We start from the raw sequence: 16,352 nt of genomic DNA on the forward strand, positions 1-16,352 counted from the left end.
ACCCTGCTGTGGTGTGCCAGCCGCCTCTGTCGGCACCAGTGTCCTTCTCCCCATTTTGTCAGCCCCCTGCTGGTGTGCCGCGTCGGGTCAAACGCCCGGTACCCAATAGGCCCGACCGAGCAGGTAGCGGCAGCACGCCACCTAAAATAAAAAGAGCCGACGGCCCATTTTCGGGTCCGCCGGCTCTCTCTTTTTTCTGTTACAGGCTCATGCCCAATTGGATGGCCTCAAAGTTTTTCTCGACCAGATGTTGTTTAGAGGCCGGAACGCTCTTCTCGATACCTTTTTTGATCTCATCGAGAGTGAGGAACTGGGTCTCCCCCAGCAGCTTGCCCAACAGCACGATGTTGGCCAGCCCCTTTAAGCCCCGCTCCTCGGCCAGCGCGGTGGCGGGCACATAGTGGATGTGCACCCCTTCTACCTCGTCGCGGTCAGCGATCAGGGTGCTGTCTACCACCGCCGTACCGCCGGGGGTAACGGTATGAATAAACTTGTCGTACGAAGGCTTGTTCATGACCAGCAGCAGGTCCGGTGCCAGCACCAACGGCGAACCGATAGGCTCATCAGAGATACACACGCTGCAGTTGGCAGTGCCGCCGCGCATCTCGGGCCCGTACGAAGGCAGCCACGACACCTGTTTACCGGCCATCAGTCCGCCGTAAGCCGATACTTTGCCGCAAAAAAGGATGCCCTGACCGCCAAAGCCGGCCAGCAAAATATTGTGGGTCATCTTATTTCGCCTCCCCGTCAATGTCTTTATAAACGCCCAGCGGGTAGTAGGGCAGCATGTTCTCGCGCAGCCAATCCAGTGCCTCTACCGGCGACAGGCCCCAGTTGGTGGGGCAGCTCGAGAGGATCTCGACGATCGAGAAACCCTTTTTGTCGATCTGGTTCTGGAATGCTTTCTTAATGGCCTTTTTGGCCTCTTTCACGTGGGGCACGCTGTCCACAGCCACCCGCTGTGCCAGCGCGGTGCCGCTCAAAGTCGAGAGCATCTCGCAAACCCGCACCGGGTAACCGGCCGTAGAGGTGTCGCGTCCGTAAGGGGTGGTCTGGGTGATCTGCCCCGGCAGCGAGGTGGGGGCCATTTGGCCGCCGGTCATGCCGTAGATGGCGTTGTTGACAAAAATGACGGTGATGTTTTCACCGCGGGTGGCTGCGTGGACCGTCTCGGCGGTGCCGATGGCGGCCAGGTCGCCGTCGCCCTGATAGGTGAACACCACCCCGTCGGGCAGGGCGCGCTTTACGCCGGTGGCCACTGCCGGCGCTCTGCCGTGCGGGGCCTCGATCATGTCACAGGTAAAGTAGTCATAGGCCATAACGGCGCAGCCCACCGGGGCGATCCCCACCGCTTTGTCCTCGATCTGAAGCTCGTCGAGCACCTCGGCCACCAGGCGGTGGATGATGCCGTGGGTACAGCCGGGGCAGTAGTGGAACACAGCGTCGGTAAGCGCTTTGGGTTTTTGGAATACGATGGCCATTATTGCACACCTCCTGCGATTTTTTCGATCTCGGCCAGCACCTCGGCCGGAGTGGGGATCACGCCGCCGGTGCGGCCGAAAAAGTGCACCGGCACTTTGCCGTTCGCCGCCAGGCGCACATCGTCTACCATCTGGCCCATGCTCATCTCCACGCACAGCATAGCTTTACAGCTGTCTGCCGCCTGGGCGATGACCTTCTCGGGGAACGGCCACAGCGTAATGGGCCGTATCACACCGACTTTCAGTCCTTTGGCGCGGGCCGATTTCACCGCGCTGTTGACGATGCGGGCAGTGGCGCCGTAGGCCACCACTACGATATCGGCGTCCTCGGTGTACTGGCTCTCCACCAGCACCTCGTTCTCTTTTACCACTTCATAGCGGGCAAAACGCTGCCGCACCAGGTCTTCCAGGTCCTCGGGCTTTAGGTACAGCGAGTTTACGATGTTGTGGGGCCGCTTGCCGCCGTGGCCGGTGGTGGCCCAGGGTTTTTCGATCGGGTGGGCCTGTACTTCGGGGAACTCCACCGGCTCCATCATCTGGCCCAGCATACCGTCGGCCAGGATCATGGCCGGCATGCGGTACTTGTCGGCCAGATCAAAGGCGGTAAAGGTGAGGTTCACCATCTCCTGAATGGTGCTGGGGGCAAATACCAGGTTGAAAAAGTCGCCGTGACCAGAGGCGTGGGTGGCCTGCCAGTAGTCGGCCTGCGAAGGCTGGATACCACCCAGACCGGGGCCGCCGCGCATCACGTTGACGATGAGGCAGGGCAGGTCAGAGCCGGCTATGTACGAGATCCCTTCGCTCTTTAAGCTGATGCCCGGCGAGGAGGAGGAGGTCATGACCCGCTTGCCGGTGCTGGCAGCGCCCAACACCATGTTGATGGCCGCCACTTCGCTCTCAGCCTGCAAAAAAGTGCCGCCGATCTTGGGCATGCGCTTGGCCATGTAGGCCGATACCTCTGTCTGCGGGGTGATGGGGTAACCGAAGAAGTGGCGGCAGCCGGCGCGGATGGCGGCCTCGGCCAAGGCTTCGTTTCCCTTCATTAAAACTCTGTCTGTCATACTCTCCCTACCTTACCTTTCTACAGTGATGGCCACATCGGGGCACATGGTCGCGCACATGGCGCAGCCGATGCAGGCGCCTTCATCTATGCACTGGGCCGGGTGGTAACCCTTGGCGTTGAGTAGCTCCTGCGCCAAGGCAATGATCTGCTTGGGGCAGGCCTGTACGCACAGGCCGCAGCCCTTACAGAGATCGGTGTTCACGGTGATTTTCGCCATCTCTATTCCTCCATATCTCGGCGCTGCCACACCGGGCCAACATAAATGTCGACCGGGGTGATGCGCTCTATCAGCGCGCTGAGTTGTGGGTACAGCGCGCGCTCGACCAAAGTGGTCACCAGCGGCAGCTGGCTCAACTGCGCCAGCTGCTCAGCAAAGGGCTGAGCATTTAAAATGTCCTCTGCTGTGGTGTCGTAAGAAAGGTTCGAGGCATTTATGATGCCGGTAGCCGGCAGGCGAGAGGTGGCCTCGATCTCCCGCAGCACCGCCAGCGCCTCTTCGGGCTGGCGGGTCAGGTAGCGGTAGCAGTTGCACACGTACCAGTGGGCGGCGCCGCAGTTTAAAAATTCCTGCCGGTAGCGGCCCAGAGCAGCGGCACCGGCATCGTCCCCGCCCACGTCAAAGATGGTATAGCCCTCTTTTTTGGCAAATACCGACTGAACTTCGGCGGTGATGGCGGGGATATCTAAGTTGGTGCCCGCATACATAGGGGCGATGATGTCGACCCCCTTTTTAAAAAACAGATCGCGAAAATCGCTGGTCCTGAAATAGGGGTTGACAATGTCTAGGTCGACCACCGTTACCTGCTGGCCGGCCTGTGCCAGCTGCAGGGCCATATTGACAGCAAAATTGGTCTTGCCACTGCCGTAGTGGCCGGTGATGACCGTCATGCGGGGGATAGACTGGATATCGATAGATATTCCTCCTAAAAGCGGGGTCAGAGCCCGGTCGCTTTATCGCTTTAAACCTTTTAAGTGGGCAAAAGAAATCCCGACATTCGGGATTTCTCCTATTATACCACCTTATAAGACAAAGGACAAATGGTGATTGATGGGTGAGGCATGGAAAAAAGCAGACTGCCAGCTGGAAAATTTAGAAAGATCTACAAAGAGCAGGTCAATCGGCAAATCAGACGAATCCACACTTTTACCCAGTAAAGCGTTCACCGCTCTTAGCACCAGATCCGTATTCGGCCTGCCACCGTGTCCCCGTATCCACGTGTCCCCTGTTGGCGGTGCGGCGGGCCCGCACGATAACAGAGGTGTCGGAGCTACGGGCAAAAAAATATCTTGCGCTCTCGTGATGAAGCGCAAGATGTCTGTGTGTATGGGGGTGCTGCTACTGTATACATGGTCTTATGGTCTTTATGGTCAGACGGTCATGCCTTTTTTGAGCGACAGTTTCATGCGGTCGGCGATCATGGCGATAAACTCAGAGTTGGTGGGTTTGCCCCGCAGCGCGTTGACCGTATAGCCAAAGTAGGTATTGAGCACGTCGATATCGCCGCGGTCCCAGGCCACCTCGATCGCGTGGCGGATAGCGCGCTCCACGCGGGAGGCAGAGGTACCATGCATCTTGGCTACGGTGGGGTACAAAAGCTTGGTCACCGAGCCCAGCATCTCACTGTTCTCGATGCACAGCTGGATGGCGTCGCGAATGTAGTGGTAGCCCTTGATATGGGCGGGCACCCCGATCATGTGCAGTGTCTCGGTGATAGAGATCTCCAGGTCGGTAGCGGTGACCGGAGCGGGAGCCAAGGTGCCGGCGGGGCCTGCCTCGCTCATACCGCACAGGCTGGCAATGCGTTTAGAGAGGACATCCATATCGAACGGCTGGATGGCACAGTAGTTGCAGCCGGCAGCCAACAGCTGGTTCTCGATGGCAAAATTGTTAAAGCTCAATACACAGATGTACACCGGTCTCTTCTCGGCGCCCGACTCCTTTACCGCCTGCATAACGGCGATGGCATCTAAGCCGGACATAAAGGCGTCCATGATAACTACCTGCGGATGGTCGGCCGAAATGTGCTCGAGCACCTGTTTGCCGTCTTTCTTGGTCGTCTGGACCTCAAACCCCTTAGATTTGAGTACATCTGCACAAACCCTGCCAAATTCGGCGCTGTCGTCTGCGATCAACACGGATACCTTGTTCACAATATCTTCCTCCTAAACTATTAAAACCGGCACTTTGTATTTCCCCAGACAAAACGGGCCTCGGTGCCTGATGGCAGAGGGGTCCTTTCATCTGGAAGTTGCTACATAAAAGTGACTACTGCTGCGAGAGAGGCGCCCCCACCTTGTTTTTGGGGCTGCCGCCGCGCATCTGGTTTGGAGCTCAAAACTGACCCTGTGCCCCTGCCGTGGCCAAACGCGGTGTCCTCTATTACTTGTAACTGTACACACCGCAGGCACACCCGTCAAGGTGTGCCGCCGGGACATGCAGGTGGCGGCCTGCCGGTCTTTCGCAATAGATGTCGCCGCCTGCCATAAAGGCGCACAGACGGGCGATATCACAAGCAGAGACCCTGCAGTTTGCGGTGCGTTTGATAGAATTTGTGTAGCTACTGTAATCTATACCAGTATTTTACCATTATTTGTAAATATGTCAATAGAATTAGCTGGAAAATATTGGATTTCGGAAAAATATTTTACCGACTGTAGAATAGGGACATTTCTATTGGGCATTCCCCTCAATTTGTCGGGCAGTATCGTACATGTTTTCAGCGAATATGCCGTAGCCGCGGGTTGGATCATTGACCAAAACGTGGGTGACTGCCCCGACAAGTTGCCCATTTTGCAGGATGGGACTGCCGCTCATGCCCTGCACGATGCCCCCTGTTTTCGACAAAAGTATACCGTCTGTAATGTGTATGACCATGTTCCGCGTCTTTTCGCGGTCGTTTAGCCCCACTTTTTCGATTTCTATGTCGTATAGGGTCGGGGTCTCACCGTCGATGGTCGTCAAGATTTGGGCGGCACCGGCTTTTACCTCCTGTTTGTAGGCGATGGGCAGCGTCTCCCCTTCTGCCTGGCGGTAGTACTGGCCATACACGCCGGTCTCGCCGTTTTGCTTGAGGCTGCCCAAAACACTGCTGTTAAAAAAGTTGCCGCGCAGTTCGCCGGGGGTGCCCGCCTTTCCCTTTTTAACTCCGCTGATCGCCGCATCGACGATCTCGCCGTTTTCCAGCGGCATGATCTCCCGGGTGTCGGAATCGCTGATGCCGTGCCCCAGGCCGGCAAATACGCCGCGAGTGGCGTCGATAAAGGTCATGGTGCCGATGCCGGCGGTGGAGTCGCGCACCCAGATACCGATCTTGTAGCCGCCGTCTTTAGATTCTACCGGCTGGATGCTGGTATACCCGTCCGATCCGTCGCGGCGGTAGTGGATGTTGAGCTTGTCTCCGGTGCGGGCCAGCGCGATGAGATCGTCGTTAGACTTGACCGTCTGGCTGTTTACCTGCACGATGACGTCCCCCACTTTCAGCCCCGCCTTCTCGCCGGGGTTCTCGCTGCCCGACTTGGTCTGAACCGGTGAGATGCCCACCACGACCACGCCGTCGGTGAACATCTTCACCCCAAACGGCTCGCCCGAAACTACCACCTGCGGCTTATCGGCCACCGAGACGTGGACGTCTTTGATGGGGATGACTCCAAATAGGTTTACATCTGTAAAAAAGTTTTGGTTGAGGCCGGTGCTGGCCTCCGCCGCTTTTTGGCCGGTACCGCTGGAAAAATGCAGCAGCTCGTTGCCCGAAAAATAGGCCGAGTCTGCCGACTGCATGTAAAAACTGTCGGGCAGTGTTTTCTGGTAGTAACTCACAGCGCCAAACAGCGGCATCGTAACCGCCAAAGCAGCGGCAGCCAGCCGCTGCACCCAGCCCTTGATGCCCGCCCGGCGGTGGAACATGGCCGGTAGCTTCACCGGCCGGCGGGGCTCATGTTCCCCGCGGTGTTTTTTTAGCATAGATAGCGACCCCCTGTACCGTTTAGCCCAGCGCGGTGCACCCAACTGATTGCCGGCGTGCAGGCGCGGCGATTGATGGCCCCGCCGCCAAGCTTTTCTTCTGCGCGGTGAGACAGTATCAGTGTTTGCCTGGCTCCGGCGAATATGTGCGGCAAGTTTTGCATGACGCGCAGCCGCTCACCGGCAAATTTTTATGTGTGGCAGGTGTTAGGTGTACGCTCTCTAAGGTAACTTTTGGACGGGGTTGAATTTTGGCACAATCTGCGCTGATCGGTGCTTTTTTGCCGCAGCAAGCTGTACGGCAGATAAGCAGTAGACTGTGTCCACGGCGCCGTATTCCATCTTTATAAAATTTACATACCGCGTTTTTATACCGTGGGCAAGGTACTGTTTCTTTTCCCTGCAGACGTTCGGCCTGCAGCATATACAGCACTGCAACTGTGGGTAGACCGGCCCACAGATCTTACCTGTTTTCGCAAAGTACGGCCCGGCCGCCAGCAACTAGGCTACCTGTCGCTACGCAAAAATACTGCCGATACAACAACATCCCTATCGATAGTTTGCCCACCGCTGCCGTTGTATCACCGCTGATCAGCTGCTATACTGATAAAAAGATCTGCATTTCATATTCTCTATTTTATGGTCGCCAAAAATACTGTACGGTAAAAAATAAAGGGAATAAAAAGTATACAGATCTATGCACACGCCAGTTTTTGATCTGTTTTTTATGTAAAATTTGATCGTGCGCTTTTGAAATGTCCCTGCCGTTTTCCGGGGTCATCCAATTAAAAAATATATTCATATTTAGATAGTCTCCTGCTCCACGCGCAGGAAGAGCAGCGGCAAACATCTTTTACGAGATCGTCCTAAAATCAAATGTCGGCCTGTGGCATCGCGCCTGCCAGCGCTATCTATGGCCGCCACACATCTCTAAAATCAGGGCCAGCTAATGCACAGGCCGGGCTTGCAGAGCTGCCGCACGAGTTTTTCGCGCTTTTCACCAAGCCATACAACAGCACACACCTAAATCAAAGGAGGGGTACAAGATGTCACCAGTTAGAAAATGCGCGGTGGGTCTGTTGCTCACGGCCAGCATTGCGGCAATGTTTCTGCCCTGGTTTGGCGGTGCCCGCGGCGTGCAGGAGATATCGGGCACATTGGTACTGCAAGATCCACGCACACTGCTCTGCCTGGCGATAGCGGTGTTGGGGCTATGTACCGCCGGTAAATACCGGGTGCCGCTATTCTGGCTGGGTATGGGCGGTATCACCACACTGGAAGTAGCCTATTTCCTCACCTGGCACATCGAGACGGTCAGCGGGGCATCTTCGCTGTCTCAGAGCTTTCATCTGGCTTATCCAGAATTTTATGTGGGTCTGGGGCTGGCGGCAGCTACCCTCATCGCCTACGGCATCTTGGGCCCCCGATCAGCAGCGCACCGCGGGCCATGCTGACCACCCAAACAGCTATGACGAAGAGGGCCGATACCTCCAACAGGTATCGGCCCTCTTCTTTATCGTTGCTGCTCTTAATCAGCAGTACTGTACCCCTTTTTGCCCTCTAGACTATCCTGCCCGGCATCAGTCACCGCAACAGTCACTGCCGGTTGCGGCTGGCAGCTGTGCCGTGCTCTCATCAGCCCGGCGCATATACAGCAGAGCAAAGGGGCGCCCCTGCTGATCGGTGTCGCTGCGGCGCTCTGCAACAAACCCCATGTGCCGGTAAAACCCCACTGCCTCATGGTTTTGCTCATTGACGGTGAGCGTCTCTAGCTGCCAGCACCGAACACCGTAACGGAGCAGCGTGCCGCCGACCCCCTGCCCGCGGGCAGCCGGGTCTAAAAACAGCATCTCCAGGTGGCGATCGTTTGCTCCCATAAAACCCAATAACGCCCCGTCCGCGGCGACCGCCACTGCCAGCTGTGGCACGGCGGCCAATGCCCCAGGTATCTCCAGGGCGATGGCTGCTCTATCTGTATCGCTCAAAAATGTATGGGTCGCCCGCACCGACCGCTCCCACAGAGCTGTCAGCACCTGTATCTGCTGCGAGCCGCGCACTGCCGGTTCAATGATCTGCATCTGTCTTCCCCCCTATTTACGTGAGCACCGTACACCCACCGCTGAGGTCGGCGGTAGGTGTACAGCCACGGCGGGCCAGACTGGTACCCGCTGGTCCACCTTTTTCGGCGGCAGCACTTTACGCTACCACCTCAAGGCAAAAAACGGAGCACAGCAAATGCTGCGCTCCGTCTAAACGTGCTCTGTCACTCTGTGTCCAGTACACAAAAATCTCGGATTAACCCTCGAAATCGGAATCCTCGGTGGAGTAGACCACGGCGTCTTCCATGCTTCTGCTGCTGTGCTCGGCTCTGGGCTGGTTCTCCAGCAGAGCGCGCATCGACAGACTCACGCGCTTTCTGTCGATGTCGGCCTCGGTGATCTTGCAGTCGACCACGTCGCCAACTTTCAGCACATCGGCCACTTTCTCAACTCTCTCGTTAGAGATCTGCGAGATATGGATCAGGCCGTCCACACCGTCGATGATGCGGGCAAAGGCGCCAAAAGAGGTGATGGAGACGATGGTCGCCTTGACTTCGTCGCCCACATGGTAGTTGGCCTGGAAGATGTTCCAGGGGTTGTCCGCCTCTTTTTTGTAGCCCAGAGAGATCTTCTTGTTCTCGAAGTCGATATCTTTGATATACACTTCGACGGTGTCGCCCACTTTGACGACTTCGCTGGGATGTTTGATGCGCTTCCAGCTCAGCTCGCTGATGTGAGCCATGCCGTCTACGCCGCCCAGATCGATAAAGGCACCGTAAGAGGTCAGCGATTTAACCACGCCGGAGTACACTTTGCCGATCTCCACCGAGTTCCAGAAGGCCTCGGCGATGGCTTTGTTCTTCTCGACCAGAACAGCTTTGATAGAGCCGATAGCGCGGGCGCGGCGCTCGTTGGTCTCGATGATCTTAAACTCGACCTGCTGGCCTTTCAGGGCCTGCAGATCTTCGCCCCGGCGCAGGGTAGCCAGCGAGGCGGGCACGAACACTTTTACGCCGTGTACGGTGACCAGCACACCGCCTTTGATCACGTCGGTCACGACACCCTCAAGGACGGTACCCTCTTCTTCTGCCTTCATGATCTTGTCGAAGCCTTCGATCGCATCGTAGCGCTTTTTAGAAAGCAGAGCTGTTCCTTCCTGGTCATTCACCCGCATGACGATCACGTTGATCTCCTCGTCCTTTGCGACCAGCTGATCGCAGGAAGAAACGGTGGAGTCGCTGGTGAGCTCACTGAGGGGAATGAAACCGGTGTGTTTGGTGCCGATGTCTACCGTGACCTCGTTGGGGGCGACACTGGTGATGACGCCCTTGACGCGCTGCCCGATATATACCGGCTTAAGGCTCTCCTCCAAAGCTTTCTCGAAGCTGAATTCTTCGCCTTGCACATCGTTTAGCAGTTCACTCATTGTATGTAGTACCTCCTTGATTATACGAGCAGGAGTCGACGCTCCGGCTGTAACTCCTATTATTTTAGCACATAAAATGTCCTGTTGCAACATTTCTTGCGCGGTTTCTAGCAGGATGGTGCGACAATTTTTTTCGCATACTTCCCGCAGTTTCGCGGTGTTGGAGCTGTGCCGGTCTCCCACCACCACCATCAGGTCACAGTGCCGCGAGAGCTCTTCGGCCTCCTGCTGGCGGCTGGCGGTGGCGCCGCACACAGTGTCGAATATCTCGAGCTTTTGGCACCTGCGGGCGGCGATCTCTTTGGCCTGCTGCCAGTTGCCCACATGGTAGGTGGTCTGGCTGCACATAGATACCGGGCGCTGCTCCAGCTGGTGCGCGGTGATGAGCGCCTCGAGTTGGGCAGGGGTCGAAAACACGTAGTGCTCGCCGGTACAAAAGCCGGTGATGCCCACCACCTCCGGGTGCTCGGGGTCGCCGGCGATGAGCAGCACGTCCCCCCGCCGCGAACGCTCGGCCGCGATCTGGTGTATCTTGGCCACAAAGGGGCAGGTGCAGTCCTCGCAGCGAAGGCCCAGCCGCTCGATCTCGTCGTACACCGACTGCGGCACCCCGTGGGAGCGAATGATGAGCACCCCGTCTGTGGGCGCCTGGTCGGGGCTGCAGCAGATAAACACACCTTTTTTCTCCAGGTCGGCCACCACGTTGGCGTTGTGGATGATGGGGCCCAGCGTGCAGACCTTGACGCCGCTCTCGGCCAGCTCATACACCTTGCCCACCGCCCGGTCTACCCCAAAGCAAAAACCGGCGGTCTTCGCCAAAATGATCTGCGCGCTCACTGGGCACTCTCCCACAGTGCCTGCATCTGCTCGGTGAGCACCTTTTTGGCCGCACGCAGCTGGCTGGGGGCGTGGATATCGGTAAGGCCCAGATCGCTGTTTTTGATCATCTTGCCGTAGGTGACGTCCACCCGGGTAAAGATCTTCAGCTTTTTAGGGCCGCTGACGATGACCGGCAGGATATCGGCCCCGGTCTGGGCGGCCACCACGATCGCGCCCGACTTGAGGCGCTGCAGCTTGCCGTCTTTCGAGCGGGTCCCCTCGGGGAAGATGCCCAGTATCTTTCCCTGACGGATCCTCTCGCCGGCGGCGTCGATGGCGCCGGTATCTCCTTTTCCCCGCTCTACCGGAAAGGTTCCCAGGTGCGAGATGATAAAGCCCAGCGGCTTAAATTTGAAGAGCTCGGCCTTGGCCATATAACAGATCTGGCCCGGCACCTTCAGGGCAATAAAAATAGGGTCTTTTTGTGAGATGTGGTTGGAGCACAGCACATAGCCGCCCCCCTGCGGAATATTTTCCAGCCCGTGGTAGCGGACGCGGTACAGCGCGCCAAAGATGCCGTGTACCAGCCCGCGGGCAAATCTGTAAAAACCGTCTATCATCTGTCGATCTCTCCCCCGCCGCCGGTATTTTTGCGCCCCGGCGGCGCATCTGTTCAAACGTATTCGGTGGTATTCGGCAGTCGGCACTCGCCCATCGGGCCGCCGGCTACCGGCACTCACAAGCTGTTTTTGATCAGCGCCACCAGCGCAGCTACGCTCTGCTGGATATCCATCTCGCCGGTGTCGAGCAGATGGGCGTCGTCGGCCCTCTTGAGCGGGGCTACCGCGCGGTGCGAGTCGTTGTAGTCGCGCTGCTCGATGTCCGCGAGTATCTGCTCATAGGTCATCTGCTCGCCTTTTTGAGCCAATTCGGTGTGGCGGCGGCGGGCTCGCACCTGGGCCGACGCTGTCAGGTAGACCTTTACCTGGGCGTCTGGCAGCACCACGGTGCCGATATCGCGGCCGTCCATGATTACGTCGTTTCGCCGGGCCAGCGAGCGCTGGGTCTCCATCAAAAAATCGCGCACCTCGGGCAGCGCCGACACCGCCGATGACCCCATGCTCATCTCGGGGGTGCGGATGAAGTCGCTCACGTCGCGCTCGCCCACAAATACCCGCTGTACGCCGTCTATATAGCGCAGGTCCAGCTGCAGGCCGGGCAGCGCGGCGATGACCGCCGGGCTGTCTTGCGGGTCGATGCCGCGATCTACGACATACCAGGCCACAGCCCGGTACAGCGCGCCGGTGTCCACGTAGATATAGCCCAGCTTGGCGGCTGCCGCCCGGGCGATGGTGCTCTTACCGGCCCCGGCGGGGCCGTCTATTGCTACTGCGATATGCATAGAAATCCATTCTCCTTGCTCGTGTGTCGTGATCTTACAGCCCTCCGGCCCCTCGTTTGGCCAAAATATCTCTGGCGGCCAAATACGCGGTAGAAAAGGCGATCTGCAGGTTAAAGCCGCCGGTGTAGCCGTCCACATCCAGCACCTCGCCCACAAAGTAGAGGCCGGGCCGCTCTTTTATCTGCATGCTGCCCGGCTGCACCTGCCGCACATCCACCCCGCCGCGGGTGATGATGGCCTCGGCAATGGGCCGAAAGCCGGCAAAGGTCAGCGGCAGGCACTTGAGCAGGTCCCGCAGTGCAGCCCGCTGGGCTCTGGTCAGCTGATTGGCCTTTTCGGTGGCCGGCACCCCGCTCAGGGCGCACACGGTACCGATGAGCTTTTGCGGCAAAAGGCCCGCCAGCAGGTTCGAAAAATTCTTGTTGGGGTTTTCCTCCACATCCCGCAAGATGCGGCGGTCCAGCTGCTGGGCGGTGAGTCCCGGCTTTAGATCGATCTGAAGCCGGTAGCGGCCGGGGACATCCTCCATGTGACCGCTGGCCGACAGCACCAGCGGCCCGGAAACGCCAAAATGAGTAAACAGCAGCTCGCCCAGTTGGCTGAACACCGGCCGGTCTTTCTTCTGCGTGTCGCGCACCGTCAGGGTGGCATTTCGCAGCGACAGCCCCATCAGGTTTTTGCACCAAGGCTCTTTTACCACCATGGGGATCAGGGATGGGCTGCAGGCGGTCACCGGCAGGTCCAGTGCGGCGGCAAAGCGGTGGCCGTCGCCGTCGCTGCCGGTCTGCGGGTAAGACAGCCCGCCGGTGGCCACTACCACCTGGGGCGCAAAAAAGTCGCCGCTGGCGGCAGTCTCTACCCGGTAGCCGCCGTCAGCGGGGGCGATGGCCGTCACCCGGTCCTGCAAAATGGTCACCCCCTGCGCGCGGGCGGTCTGCACCAGCGCGTCGGCCACCTGGTGCGCCGAGTCGGATACCGGGAATACCCGCGCTCCCCGCTCGGTCTTCAGCGGCACGCCCAGAGCCGTAAAGTAGTCTTTGGTATCCTGGGTAGAAAAGGCATTTATGGCGCTGTAGAGAAAGCGCCAGTTGCGGGGGACATTTTTTAAAAACGTCTCGCTGTCGCAGTCGTTTGTCAGGTTGCAGCGGCCCTTACCGGTGATGCGCAGCTTGCGCCCAAGTTGGGCGTTTTTCTCGATCAGCAGCACCGGTACACCGCCGGCCGACAGCTGGCAGGCACAAAACAGGCCAGCCGCGCCGCCGCCCACCACCACGGTGGGTGGCGCACTATTTTTTTTCATAAACTTCCCCTATATTCTCGTAGATCTGGTACTCGTCCCAAATGGTCTCCAGCCGGCCCAACGTCTGGTACAGCTCGGCCTGCTTGCGCTGCCCCAGCGCCACGATCAGGGCGTTGATCAGGCTCATGGGGGCCACCAGTGAGTCGACGAACGAGATCATCTCGCTCTTGGCGTACAGTACGGTATCGGCCAGCGTGGCGATGGGCGACTTTTCGCTGTCGGTGATCGATATCACCTTGGCCCCGCACTTCTGTGCGTAGGTCAGAGCGCGCACCGTTTTTTTGGAGTAGCGGGGGAAGCTGATGCCCACGATGACGTCCCCCTCGGCGATGCGGATGATCTGCTCAAACACATCCGAGCCGTTGTCGCCCGACACCAGCTGCACGTTTTCAAAGATCATGTTGAAGTAGTAGCTCATAAACGCTGACAGGCTAGAGGCGCCGCGCATGCCGATGATGTAGATCTTTTTGGCTGCCAGCAGCGTCTCCACCGCCCGGGCGAAGTCCTCTTTTTCAATGGCCTGGTCGGTCTTGCGCACGGTGGCGATATCCATCTCCAGCACCCGCGAGAGCACGTCGTGGTCGCCGATCTGCTCGGTGGTGACCCGCATGCGCTGCACCGCGTTGAGGTTGCGCTTGATGAGCTCTTTGAGCGAGCGCTGAAATTGGGGATAGCCCTCAAAGCCCACCTCCATGGCAAAGCGGACCACCGTGGACTCGGACACGCCCACCTCGCGGCCCAGTTTCGAGGCGGTCATGAAAGCCGCCTTGTCGTAATTTTCAAAAATATAGGCGGCAATCTTTTTTTGCCCCTTGGAAAAGACGCCCATCTTCTCCTCGATGCTGCGCAGCAGTCCGTTGACCGGGTGTGCCATATCTCTCGCCCCACTTAGCAAAATTTGCCGCCGCGCCGCCGGCCGCCGGTCCCCGATCTCGTTTTCCGCGCACCGAGACGGGCCGCCAAAGCCCGCCCCACCGCGTTTTTGGGGCACCTGCGCGCGCCTGGGCGCACGGATACAGTATGCAGTTTTTAGTTTATAGATTGGCGCTAAAAATTGCAAGAGATTTTGCCCTCGAATGCAAAAAAAGTAGCCGCTGCCCACCGCGCGCCGGTGACTGTGGTATCACTTTTTTGCCAAAAGCTGTTTTGACCGCTCAAATTGTGCTATAATAGCTGCAAAAGTGGGGCAGCGGTCTATCTGCCCCACACGCGGCGGCCCTGTTATAACCGCACCCGGCGGCCCATACTATAGTAGTGGGGCCGTGCCGGAGCAGGCGCGCCAGGTAAAGAGCTGCCCGCCCCGACACGGCGGCCCGGCCACAGGCCGGCAGGCGGCACATAAGCGATTTTAGAGGTGTTTACATCGATGAGTGTTATTTATGAGGATCTGCTCAAGGACAAAAGACACATCCACTTTATCGGCATCGGCGGCAGCGGCATGTTTCCGCTGGCCCAGATCCTGCACGATAAGGGCTACTATATCACCGGCTCAGACAACAACGAGACCGATACGCTAAAGCTGGTGCGTTCGCTGGGCATCCCGGTGTTTTTTGGCCACGACCCCAAAAATATCAAGGGGGCGGACCTGATCGTACACACCGCCGCCATTATGAAAGACAACGTGGAGCTGGTGGCCGCCAAGGCCTCCAGCGCGCGAGTGGTGGAGCGCTCGGTGCTGCTGGGCAGCATCTCGCGCAAATACAGTAATGCCGTGTGCGTGTGCGGTACCCACGGCAAGACCACCTCCACCGCCATGCTCACCCAGCTGCTGATGGACTGCGGCGCCGACCCCACCGCCATCATCGGCGGCCGGCTGCCCAGTATCGACTCCAACGGCCGGGTCGGCGCCAGCGACACGCTGGTGGTCGAGAGCTGCGAGTATGTCGACACCTTTTTGAAGCTGAGCCCCGACATTTCGGTGGTGCTCAACATCGACGAGGACCATTTGGAGTACTTTAAAAACCTCGATAACATCATCCGCTCGTTTAACACCTTTAACAAGATGGCCAGCAAAATGGTCATTGTCAACGGCGACGACCAAAATGCCATGCGCTCGCTGGACGGGGTGGAAAAGCCCATCGTCACCTGTGGCGAAGGTGAGGACTGCGAGTACCGGGCAGTGGATGTCACCTGCAAAAACAACGTGTTTTTTGAATACGACCTGTACCACCGCCAGGCGCGGCTGTGCCACATATCGCTGGGGGTACCGGGACGGCACAACGTGCACAACTCGCTGCTGGTGTGTGCCGCCGCCCTGCAGTGCGGGGTAACGCCGTCGCAGCTGGAAGAGCACATCGGAAACTTCCGCGGGGCCGGCCGCCGGTTTGAATTTTTGGGCGAGGTAAACGGTTTCACCGTAGCCGACGACTACGCTCACCACCCGGCCGAGCTGGAGGCCACGCTCTCCACCGCCATGCAGATGGGCTATCGTCAGGTATGGGCGGTGTTTCAGCCCTTCACCTATTCCCGCACCAGCATTTTGCTCGACGACTTTGCGCGGGTGCTCTCGATGCCCGATCGGGCCGTCATCACCGAGATCATGGGAGCCCGCGAGATAAACACCTACGGCATCAAAGCCACCGATCTCTCCAGCAAGATCCCCGGCAGCGTGCAGCTCGACACCTTTGAACAGGTGGCCGACTACGTGCTCAAAAATGCCCAGCCCGGAGACTTGGTACTGACCCTCGGCTGCGGCGACGTGTATAAGATCGCCAAACTGCTGCTGAAAAAGTAGCGGGCGATACAGTTAAGAAAAATTGCGATCATCACGGTGAGAGCGGCACCCAGAAAGGTGCCGCTCTCGCTCTATATACCTCTACCCTATCTGTCCGGACAGCGGGGACAATGACCGGTTCTGGGAT

General features: G+C 58.3%; 15 protein-coding genes. 2 read left to right on the forward strand and 13 right to left on the reverse strand.

Translation table 11 applies throughout. The annotated features are described in order from the left end of the window. Window positions 1-199: 199 nt before the first annotated feature. From H8K20_RS08290 to spoIVB, 7 genes are all read right to left on the reverse strand, one after another. Complete coding sequence (locus tag H8K20_RS08290) at window positions 200-730, reverse strand: 2-oxoacid:acceptor oxidoreductase family protein (protein ID WP_105204838.1); 531 nt, start codon at window positions 728-730, stop codon at window positions 200-202. 1 nt (window position 731) lies between these two features. Then, complete coding sequence (locus H8K20_RS08295) at window positions 732-1,481, reverse strand: thiamine pyrophosphate-dependent enzyme (RefSeq protein WP_105204839.1); 750 nt, start codon at window positions 1,479-1,481, stop codon at window positions 732-734. After that, window positions 1,481-2,542, reverse strand: coding sequence for a 3-methyl-2-oxobutanoate dehydrogenase subunit VorB (locus tag H8K20_RS08300; protein WP_105204840.1), 1,062 nt, complete (start codon window positions 2,540-2,542; stop codon window positions 1,481-1,483). The genes H8K20_RS08295 and H8K20_RS08300 overlap by 1 nt, the downstream gene beginning before the upstream one ends. Before the next feature lie 12 nt (window positions 2,543-2,554). Next, window positions 2,555-2,761: a 4Fe-4S dicluster domain-containing protein gene (locus tag H8K20_RS08305; protein ID WP_105204841.1), complete on the reverse strand. Its 207-nt coding sequence runs from the start codon at window positions 2,759-2,761 to the stop codon at window positions 2,555-2,557. A gap of 2 nt (window positions 2,762-2,763) precedes the next feature. Next, entirely contained in the window at window positions 2,764-3,432 is a 669-nt protein-coding gene (locus H8K20_RS08310) for a nucleotide-binding protein (RefSeq protein ID WP_105204842.1), read from the reverse strand. 480 nt (window positions 3,433-3,912) lie between these two features. After that, on the reverse strand, window positions 3,913-4,695 hold the full coding sequence (spo0A, locus tag H8K20_RS08315; protein WP_306418972.1) for a sporulation transcription factor Spo0A: 783 nt from the start codon (window positions 4,693-4,695) through the stop codon (window positions 3,913-3,915). A gap of 520 nt (window positions 4,696-5,215) precedes the next feature. After that, the gene (spoIVB, locus tag H8K20_RS08320; protein WP_154867483.1) at window positions 5,216-6,505 is read right to left on the reverse strand and encodes a SpoIVB peptidase; all 1,290 of its coding nucleotides are present in this window, start codon (window positions 6,503-6,505) and stop codon (window positions 5,216-5,218) included. A 1,046-nt stretch (window positions 6,506-7,551) separates the two neighbouring features. On the opposite strand from spoIVB, the gene H8K20_RS08325 reads away from it, so the two are divergent. Further along, window positions 7,552-7,959, forward strand: coding sequence for a hypothetical protein (locus H8K20_RS08325; RefSeq protein WP_186488067.1), 408 nt, complete (start codon window positions 7,552-7,554; stop codon window positions 7,957-7,959). A gap of 126 nt (window positions 7,960-8,085) precedes the next feature. Here the strand turns inward: H8K20_RS08325 and H8K20_RS08330 are convergent, their stop codons facing one another. The 6 genes from H8K20_RS08330 to H8K20_RS08355 form a co-directional block, all read right to left on the reverse strand. Then, window positions 8,086-8,583, reverse strand: coding sequence for a GNAT family N-acetyltransferase (locus H8K20_RS08330; protein WP_186488068.1), 498 nt, complete (start codon window positions 8,581-8,583; stop codon window positions 8,086-8,088). Window positions 8,584-8,800: 217 nt separating this feature from the next. Further along, the gene (locus tag H8K20_RS08335) at window positions 8,801-10,807 is read right to left on the reverse strand and encodes a bifunctional 4-hydroxy-3-methylbut-2-enyl diphosphate reductase/30S ribosomal protein S1 (protein ID WP_341480833.1); all 2,007 of its coding nucleotides are present in this window, start codon (window positions 10,805-10,807) and stop codon (window positions 8,801-8,803) included. Then, the gene (locus tag H8K20_RS08340) at window positions 10,804-11,409 is read right to left on the reverse strand and encodes a lysophospholipid acyltransferase family protein (protein WP_105204847.1); all 606 of its coding nucleotides are present in this window, start codon (window positions 11,407-11,409) and stop codon (window positions 10,804-10,806) included. Before H8K20_RS08340 ends, H8K20_RS08335 begins: the two co-directional genes overlap by 4 nt. 116 nt (window positions 11,410-11,525) lie before the next feature. Further along, window positions 11,526-12,191, reverse strand: a complete 666-nt coding sequence (gene cmk / locus H8K20_RS08345; RefSeq protein ID WP_186488069.1) for a (d)CMP kinase — start codon at window positions 12,189-12,191, stop codon at window positions 11,526-11,528. A gap of 34 nt (window positions 12,192-12,225) precedes the next feature. Then, a complete protein-coding gene (locus H8K20_RS08350) occupies window positions 12,226-13,491 on the reverse strand; it encodes a BaiN/RdsA family NAD(P)/FAD-dependent oxidoreductase (RefSeq protein ID WP_105204849.1) in 1,266 nt (421 codons plus the stop codon). Then, window positions 13,478-14,365 (reverse strand): MurR/RpiR family transcriptional regulator, encoded by an 888-nt coding sequence (locus H8K20_RS08355; RefSeq protein WP_105204850.1) that lies wholly within the window; start codon window positions 14,363-14,365, stop codon window positions 13,478-13,480. Before H8K20_RS08355 ends, H8K20_RS08350 begins: the two co-directional genes overlap by 14 nt. Before the next feature lie 492 nt (window positions 14,366-14,857). Between H8K20_RS08355 and murC the strand changes: the two genes are divergently transcribed. Next, the gene (murC, locus tag H8K20_RS08360) at window positions 14,858-16,225 is read left to right on the forward strand and encodes a UDP-N-acetylmuramate--L-alanine ligase (protein ID WP_186488070.1); all 1,368 of its coding nucleotides are present in this window, start codon (window positions 14,858-14,860) and stop codon (window positions 16,223-16,225) included. Window positions 16,226-16,352 lie beyond the last annotated feature (127 nt).

The sequence above is a fragment of the Neobittarella massiliensis (ex Bilen et al. 2018) genome (assembly GCF_014269355.1).
GTDB lineage: Bacteria > Bacillota > Clostridia > Oscillospirales > Ruminococcaceae > Neobittarella > Neobittarella massiliensis.